This is a genomic window from Microcoleus sp. C2D2 (genome assembly GCF_036702495.1).
In the GTDB taxonomy this organism is placed as follows: Bacteria; Cyanobacteriota; Cyanobacteriia; order Cyanobacteriales; family Microcoleaceae; genus Microcoleus.
In genome coordinates this window covers 1-8,177 of record NZ_JAUBTO010000232.1, presented here as the reverse complement: position 1 = coordinate 8,177, position 8,177 = coordinate 1, and the positions used below count along the sequence as shown (strand labels likewise).

The window sequence follows — 8,177 nt, the reverse complement described above, 5'->3', positions numbered from 1 at the left end:
TCTATCCTTGCTCTTCGCTGTGCTTATCTCAACGGTCAACTTTCAATTTGATGTATTTGCCAAAGTGAGATGCACCCATCAATTCCTTATCCATTAACAGAACCTCCCGATTTAGAAGAATATAAAAAAAATCTCAAAATAGACTTAGAAAATCTTCGGGAACAAGACTGGCAAAACTTATCACTGCTAACTCTGATTTTAGAGAAGTACGCTTCTTGTCTCAGCTTTGGCGAGCGGAATATTGCTTTGATAGATATGGTGCGATCGACGGCGGCTGTTGCTTGTGCTTTAGTAGATGACCCCGCAGCGCAAGATATCACTTTAATTGCTGGCGACTTATCTGGAATTCAAAAGTTTATTTACACCATTGCTTCTGACGGTGCGCTGAAATCTCTCCGCGCTCGAAGTTTTTATTTGGAATTAGTCACTGAAGAAATTGTTCAGCAGCTTTTGGAAGAGTTAAAGTTACCCCGTACTAACGTTATTTATTCGGGTGGCGGTAATTTATACTTATTAGCGGCTGCTACTCAAGACACAAAACTTGTTTTAAACAGAGTCCACAGAGAATTCAACAAATGGTTGCTAGGAAATTTTCAGGGCAAAGTCTTTTTGGCTCTTGACTACATCACATTTCCAGTTAAAGATGTCAGTCAAAAAGACTTTGCTAAGCACTGGTCAACAGTTACGAAAAAACTGACTCCCCAGAAATCTCGGAAGTTTGCTGAGGAGATAAACTATTTTATTCGCCCGCGTCGTAGCTATGACAAGTGCCAAGTTTGTCATCGAGATGATGTGAAGAAGTTAGAAAACTTAAATACCGAGCGACCTGATTCGGTACTGGCTTGTTCAACTTGTCGCCGGATGTTTCGCTTGGGTGGTAAACTCTTTAAAGTTGAGGCTGTTGTGCGACAGCAAAAAAGGCATCTACCTCAGCAAAGACTCTCAAGTGCTTTTAGCATTTCATTTCCTAAAGCTTACTATTACCTTCTACCTGAGCGGGGGCAGATAGATGAAGTTAAGGGGGAGAAAAATGTTTTTCTTATCAACAATTGGAATCTCCAAGAATATCGATCTGCTGAAACTCAAAATATAGTTCCGTTACTTTTAGGAAATTATGGTCAGCTCAGCCAAGAAGAATTGGGTTTCATCCGAGCGAATGAGATGGCCGAGAAAGCTAAGGGGATTTCTAGAGTTGGCTATCTGCGGATGGATGTAGACAGACTGGGGCGAATTTTTGCTGAGGGTTTGGGTGAAAATCAAACCTTGCCGAGATTGGCTGGACTTTCTCGCCAAATGAGTTACTTTTTTAAAGTCTATCTCAACAGTTTGGCAAAAAACCGTCTAGCTAATCTCCCCGATAGTGCTATTGTTTTAAACAACGAGGTACGACAAAATTTATTATTTATTTATGCAGGAGGTGATGATTTATTTGTCAGCGGTTCTTGGAATGAAAATGTTGATTTTGCTTTTGATGTCTATCAAAGTTTTCGCGCTTATACAGGGAATAACCCAGATATTACTTTGTCGGGTGGCATTAGTATCGAAAAAGAAAAGTTTCCACTATATCAAGCTGCAAAGTTAGCAGAAAAAGCTGAGGATGCTGCTAAAGATAATGGTCGCGACAGTTTTGGATTATTTGATAACAAAGTCTTCAAGTGGAGCGAGTGGTTGGGAGCAAGAGATATTAAACTAGCAGATATCGAAGAGATTGACTCTAAAACTCAAGAACATTTGGGAACAGAGGGAACGCTGAGTTTATTTGGTGTCTTGCCTTTTGTCGAAAAGTTCCTAGATCAATTGGAGGAAAGTTACTCTCGCAGTTTTGTACGGAATCTTTTACTCACATCTCAAATGCAAGAGCAAATGATTGAGGAGATACAAACTAAAAGGAGAAAAGTTGATTATGAAAATGAGGAGCAAGATATTCAATATTATTTGCACCTACCTCAAATAGCTTACACCATAGCGCGATTGCCTGAAGACGTTCGGAAAAGTGATGAACTTAAACCTGTACGAAAATCTCTGATGAGTCCGTACAATGCACCTTATTTCGGAGCTATCGCAACTTGGATTGAACTACTAAACCGCGCTAAAAACGATGACAAACCCAGCTAATAAGCCCATCGCCAGACAGGAACCGAGATCGCTTCAGGGGCAACAAACTCATTTGCCTGCTGACCAACAAATGATCCAAACTATCCGCAGTTTAAAGGATGGCCAGTTGCGAAATTACAAAATTCGCCAATTGGTTAAGGAGGCAGAGTTACTAGGTACATATCTCAAGGAGCAAGGATTAAAAACTAACCAAATTCGCAAGTTTTTGGATGCTGTTAAACGTCTGAAAGTCAAACTTGCTCAAGATAAAGAAGAGAGTTTTTCTGTCATTGAGGATGAGCTGTTTTTACTAAAGCCAAAGTTAGCTTATGCTGCAATTCGGCAACAAGATCGTGGCAGCAATCCTGTTAAGCCACTGAGCGACGTGATTTCAGAAGCGATCGACAAAGTTAAAGATTCACCAGATTTCTATCGCCTGGTTCAATTAATTGAATCTATCATTGCTTACCATAAAGCAGCCGGAGGAAAAGATAATTAATCATGCTACAACACAAACAACTACTCGGTAAATTTCGCCTGGAAAGCACCTTGCTATTAGAGACAGGAATGCACATTGGTGGTGGTGGAGAAAAACTCGACATCGGCGGTCTAGATAAAGCCGTTGTCCGTGACCCTATTACCCAGTTTCCATACCTTCCCGGCTCTTCAATTAAAGGCAAATTGCGCTCTATTTTGGAGCGGTTTCACAATAAACCTTTGAATCGAGCAGGAGGGAGCAATACTTATCGTTATGAAAGCGACGATCTGGTGGATGGATACAGTGAAATTAACCAACAGCCGATTTGTTATCAAGGTGCGCTGACTTGTCCTATTAGTCGGTTGTTTGGCTCTACTGGCGGCTCTAATTTTTGGGTTGAAACTTCACGGGCACAAGCCGAAGGTTTGGAGCGAGTAGAAAGCAAAAGCAACGGTAGTTTTGTTACTCGCACTATAAATGGTGTGGAACACAGCCAGGTGAAAAAAGGCCGCAATTCTCCGGCACGATTGATTGTACGCGATTGTCATTTGATCGATGAATCTGCCGAGAAACTTAAGCGGGTAGATACCGGACTTTACATGACTGAGTGGAAATTTGAGAACGGTATCGATCGCGTAACTGCTGCTGCTAATCCCCGCCAAGTCGAACGAGTTCCCAGAGGTGCAAAATTCAAGTTTGAGTTAGTTTATACTGTCGAAGCTGATGGCGATCGCGCCGATAATGTCACTCAAGCTATAGAGGATTTGCAGAATATCGCGATCGGGCTTTCCCTCCTCGAAGATGATGCTTTGGGGGGACACGGATCGCGGGGTTACGGAAAAGTCCGGTTTGAAAACTTCAAGTGTTTCTGGCGCGACTTGGATCAATATCGGCGGATAACAGAAGATGGTGTTGACTTTCGAGCTCCCATCCTGGAACCAGAGGATACCTCAGCACTTCTCAAAAACTTTGGCACGTTGAGTGACAGCATTCAACAAAAAAAATTGACAGGAGAAACAAAATGAGCGTCTGGAAACTTGTGCGACTACAATTTTTAGGGACTGCACACTTCGGAGAATTAGGTATTGGGATTGAGGAAACTAGCGAACGAGTGCGATCGGATACGCTATTTAGTGCGTTGATTGCTGTGTATGCTCGAATGTTTGGATCTCAGGCAGTTTCCGAATTGTTGCAACAGTTTTGCGATCGGAAAAACCAGCCACCATTTTGCATAATTTCTACTTTTATCTATCAGCAAATAGCAGATAAAATTACCTACTATTTGCCGAAACCGCTCCGATTTCCCTGGAATTACCCAGATGACGATTTGAATTTTTTTAAGACTTACAAGAAGAAACTCAATTACTTGCCTTTGGAAATTTGGCAGCGGTGGTATCAGGGCGAAGGGTTTGCAGATAGCGACGAACTCATTACTTATACTAATGATGGCAAAAGTCAGGGAAACTTAAATCAAGCGAGAGCATTTGCTTACGGAACCTGTTACAAAAAGAGACCGCTGCCCAAAGTCGCGATAGACAGAGTAACTAGAGCAACTAACTTTTATCACACAGGCATCGTACAATTTCAACAAGATAGCCAAGCCCATTCAGGCTTATATTTTCTCATCCACTTTCCCTGCGTCAATAAAACCTTGGAACATGACCTAAAAGCTGTCTTGAAGTGGCTGGGAGATGAAGGTTTAGGTGGCGAACGTTCTAGCGGAAGCGGACAGTTTAAAGCTAAGTGGGATTCTTTATCTCCGACTTGGCAACAAGTAGTAGATTTTAAGGACAACAGTTACTACACTCTTATGAGTTTGTTTTGGACAAATGACGAACAAAAACTGAACGAGGCGATCGCAGATAAAAAAGCAAGTTATGAAATTATAGAAAGAGGCGGTTGGGTATCCTCTTCTCCTTCTGGGTATCAGTTACGTCGCAAGTCAATTAGAATGTTTGCTGAAGGTTCGGTTTTTTCCTCTGAACCGATCGGCAAACTAGCTGATGTAACCCCGTTAGGATTTACGAATCATCCAATTTATCGCAGCGGCATTAGTTTGAGTCTTCCTATCAAAGTCAAGAGTGAATAAATATCATGACTGCTACTTCTCACCTTGCCATCAAAAAACCTGAAGCTTCCGAATCAAAGCGGATTCAGCTAACAAGTCCTATTTTACATATCGGCTCAGAAGTCTCGCGCTTGAATCCTTTTGAATATGTCCAGACATCTAAAAGGGTTTATCTCCCAGATCGGGAAGCTTTAGCAAAAGTGCTGTATCAAGGGGGTCGATTGGACGATTATATTCGTACTATTGAAGAGTCTAAAAATATTACTAAATTGCTTGAAGATGTCTTCGGCGATCAATGGTGGAATGCTACAGGTGAAGATGGCGATCGCATTTTTCCTGAAATTGCTGTCAGTCATAAATGGACTGAAAATCCGGTGACAGATTTGCGTCCGATGATTCGCAACGGCATGGGACAATTGTATATTCCCGGTTCGTCGATTAAAGGGGCAATTAGAACTGCGATCGCTTACCACCTCCTCAAACATGAAAACAAATATCAACTACCAGAATCGGCCAGCCTTAGTGTCATAGAAATCCAATTGCGAGAAAAACTTGGTACAGGAGAAGTCGCAAATAAACACAAACAAAAATTTTTAGATGATGAACTATTCATGGATAGTTTATTTACTGATTTTGAGTTCTCATATCAAGGGCGATCGGTCAAAAGCAAAATTGGGCCTAACACGGACTTCATGCGAGCCATTAAAGTCACCGATTCTCAGCCTTTGCTAGAATTAAAAAAAGTCACTAAGCAAGGAAAAAATGTATTTTTTAACTTACCTATAGTTGCTGAAGTCATTGTCTCCAGCCGCTTCCCAGATTATAAAGCTAAATATCGCGCTTCCATTTATGCCGAAATGGTTCGCAACGTGCAGACTGAATTTACCATCAGTCTGGATACGGAAATGCTGCAATGGTTCACTCATAGCGAAGGAATGAAAATACCGTTTAAAAATCTGGATGAATTGCTGAAAATTTGTAGAGATTTCGCTCAAGAGCAATGGGATGCTGAACATGATTATTGGGAGGATATCAAAAATAATCGCTCTCAAGGTAAAGACTTAAATTTCAGCTATATTCAGGAACTATACGAACCGACTGAGTGCCCTTATAGCTTAAGGGTTGGTTGGGCAAGCGGAATGTTGGGAACTACGGTTAGTTTATGTCTTGATGAGAAATTGGTAGCAGAAATCCGTGATACTTGCGGAAGCAAAGCACCGGGTTTTGAAGCACCAAAATCGCGGCGAACTGTTGTAGATCGTAAGGGCGATATCAAATATGTACCTGGATGGGTAAAGTTTAAGCCATGCTAATTCGTTCTACCTGGACATTAACTGTATCCGAACCCGCTCTTTTGCCGCGCGCCTACCATTTAGAATTGGTGAAGGAGTTGCATCGCCGATTAGACTTAGAAGTCGGGAGTGAGGCTGTACCTTCTGTAAGTTTTTCAGGAATTCAGGGTTTCTACCAAGTTTCAAAAGATTTTCAGACGTTTACACCAGATGAGTTTTATACCTTGTCTTTGTCTGGCTTGCAGGAAAATGCTGCAAAAGCGATCGCCTCCCTGAATCTCTCACCATCTCTCGAATTTCTAGGTGCTAAATTTGATATAATTAATCGAGAAGATGAAATCACCAGCTACGAACAACTTTACACAGAACTTGTAGCCAATGAACCAGAACCAGTCCGCCGCTTCGACCTTAAATTTACAACTCCGACTGCTTTCGCACAAGGTTCGGCGCACTTAGCTTTACCCGTTCCCAATCAGATGTTTCGCAGTTGGTTAGAAAGGTGGAATCACTTTGCTCCTGTTTATTTGGGGAGTGATGAATTAATCGCTTATTTGAGTCAGGCTGTTTTATTAAAACACCACAAGATTCAAACGCGATCGCACCAGTTGCCGAGAGGATATGTAAACGGGTTTGTTGGTCAAGTAACGCTGCAAATTCCTTACCGCACTGATTCCTTGCTGGCTAATGTTGCTAATTTGCTGGTTCAATACAGTCACTATTCAGGTACGGGAATTAAAACCCGTTTAGGAATGGGTCAAACACTTGTAAAACTAGATTAAGGAGATTATTAATGAGTCAAACAAAAATCATTACATTTTTAGGTAAATATCCAAGAGAAACTATTTACAGCCATAGCAATCGCACCTACAAGGGTCAAGTATTTGCTGAAGCACTGCACCAGTTTTGTGAATATGACACTATGTTAGTGTGCGTCACAGAAGAAGCAAAAGCAACTACTTGGCCTCTATTAGAAGCACTAGGAGATGCGCGTATCAAGCCGATTGATATCCCAACTGGTAGAACTACGGAGGAAATGTGGGAAACTTTTAAAATCATCACTCAATATGTTGATGAAGACGATCGCGTAATTTTTGATATTACTCACGGACTCCGATCGCTCCCTTTTCTCGTCTTTTTATTCGCTGCTTACCTCAAAGCGGCTAAAAACGTAACAATTGCAGCTATTTACTATGGTGCTCCTGAGTTAAGCGATAGCAAAAATAACGTACCAGCGCCGGTCATTGACCTATCTGAATTTGTGTCAATGATTGATTGGATTACAGCCACTAATCAATTTGTCAAAATAGGAGACGGACAAGCACTAGCTAGTTTACTTAAAAGTGCCATCCCATCCAGTATTGAACTGCGCGACATTCCATCTAGCAGACCCATTAAAGATAATCTTAAAAAATCGGCTGAAGCAATTGAAAATATTTCCCTAGCTTTAAGTGTAACTAGACCAATTGAGACGATGCGATTGGCTACTGAGTTAGAACAAATCCTCCAACAAGCTGCACCGAGTTTTGCCGATAGAGCTAAACCGTTTTCACTTTTATCAGACAAGGTGGTTCAAGAGTACGGACAATTTGCTCTCGGAGCTCCCACAGATGAAGCAACTTTTACTGAGAATCTGCGACTACAATTTCAGATGATTAAATGGTACATTGACCGAAATCAATTGGTACAAGCAGTTACTTTAGCACGTGAGTGGTTGGTTTCGATCTTAGCGCTGCAATTTGGTGAACCCATGTTCGATCATCCAAAAGGTCGCAAGTATGTAGAAGCTGCTCTCAATAATGCAGTTGAAAAGAATAAACCTGATCCTCGTCCTCCTCTTGATAGCCGTTGCAATGAAAAGTTTGCAGCTTTGTCAGAAGCAGGTGAACTTGCTAGTGTCTGGAGTAAAATGACTGAATTGCGTAATGATATTGCTCATGTTGGCATGAATCAGAAACCTCAAGATGCAGCCAAGCTTAAAAAGAAGGCTTCCTCACTCTATCCTCGACTGAAAAAGCTTGGAGAAAGCTTACTGCCACAAAAATAAACTCTGAGGTAAATATTATTTTTGCCGATCGCCCTTCCCACACCTCCCATCCTCTGAAGCCCGATCGCCCTGGGAGCGTGTCACTTTTGCGATGAGTATAAATACTGGTGAACCCACCATGACTTCATTTGTGACAAGTTAAGAAAAAGTGCAAATTGTCAAGGGGGTAGACAAAAAAAGGTAAAATAGGATGAAACCTTT

General features: G+C 41.6%; 7 protein-coding genes. All 7 read left to right on the top strand.

Features of this window, described 5'->3' with window-relative positions:
• Positions 1 to 69 precede the first annotated feature (69 nt).
• Genes cas10 through csx2 form a run of 7 tightly spaced genes read left to right on the top strand, consistent with a single transcriptional unit; the run spans position 70 to position 7,976 of the window.
• A complete protein-coding gene (cas10, locus tag QUB61_RS36220) occupies positions 70 to 2,115 on the top strand; it encodes a type III-A CRISPR-associated protein Cas10/Csm1 (RefSeq protein ID WP_333135882.1) in 2,046 nt (681 codons plus the stop codon).
• The gene (csm2, locus tag QUB61_RS36215; protein WP_333135884.1) at positions 2,099 to 2,593 is read left to right on the top strand and encodes a type III-A CRISPR-associated protein Csm2; all 495 of its coding nucleotides are present in this window, start codon (positions 2,099 to 2,101) and stop codon (positions 2,591 to 2,593) included. The genes cas10 and csm2 overlap by 17 nt, the downstream gene beginning before the upstream one ends.
• 2 nt (positions 2,594 to 2,595) lie before the next feature.
• Positions 2,596 to 3,597, top strand: coding sequence for a type III-A CRISPR-associated RAMP protein Csm3 (gene csm3 / locus QUB61_RS36210; protein WP_333135886.1), 1,002 nt, complete (start codon positions 2,596 to 2,598; stop codon positions 3,595 to 3,597).
• The gene (csm4, locus tag QUB61_RS36205; RefSeq protein WP_333135888.1) at positions 3,594 to 4,661 is read left to right on the top strand and encodes a type III-A CRISPR-associated RAMP protein Csm4; all 1,068 of its coding nucleotides are present in this window, start codon (positions 3,594 to 3,596) and stop codon (positions 4,659 to 4,661) included. Before csm3 ends, csm4 begins: the two co-directional genes overlap by 4 nt.
• Before the next feature lie 5 nt (positions 4,662 to 4,666).
• Entirely contained in the window at positions 4,667 to 5,953 is a 1,287-nt protein-coding gene (gene csm5 / locus QUB61_RS36200; RefSeq protein WP_333135890.1) for a type III-A CRISPR-associated RAMP protein Csm5, read from the top strand.
• Positions 5,947 to 6,711: a CRISPR system precrRNA processing endoribonuclease RAMP protein Cas6 gene (cas6, locus tag QUB61_RS36195; protein WP_333135892.1), complete on the top strand. Its 765-nt coding sequence runs from the start codon at positions 5,947 to 5,949 to the stop codon at positions 6,709 to 6,711. The genes csm5 and cas6 overlap by 7 nt, the downstream gene beginning before the upstream one ends.
• An 11-nt stretch (positions 6,712 to 6,722) precedes the next feature.
• Complete coding sequence (csx2, locus tag QUB61_RS36190; RefSeq protein WP_333135894.1) at positions 6,723 to 7,976, top strand: TIGR02221 family CRISPR-associated protein; 1,254 nt, start codon at positions 6,723 to 6,725, stop codon at positions 7,974 to 7,976.
• Positions 7,977 to 8,177 lie beyond the last annotated feature (201 nt).

Coding starts and splice junctions, on each gene's coding strand:
- csm4 (WP_333135888.1), top strand. CDS start 3,594: ATGAGCGTCTGGAAACTTGTGCGACTACAATTTTTAGGGACTGCACAC.
- csm2 (WP_333135884.1), top strand. CDS start 2,099: ATGACAAACCCAGCTAATAAGCCCATCGCCAGACAGGAACCGAGATCG.
- cas6 (WP_333135892.1), top strand. CDS start 5,947: ATGCTAATTCGTTCTACCTGGACATTAACTGTATCCGAACCCGCTCTT.
- csm5 (WP_333135890.1), top strand. CDS start 4,667: ATGACTGCTACTTCTCACCTTGCCATCAAAAAACCTGAAGCTTCCGAA.
- cas10 (WP_333135882.1), top strand. CDS start 70: ATGCACCCATCAATTCCTTATCCATTAACAGAACCTCCCGATTTAGAA.
- csx2 (WP_333135894.1), top strand. CDS start 6,723: ATGAGTCAAACAAAAATCATTACATTTTTAGGTAAATATCCAAGAGAA.
- csm3 (WP_333135886.1), top strand. CDS start 2,596: ATGCTACAACACAAACAACTACTCGGTAAATTTCGCCTGGAAAGCACC.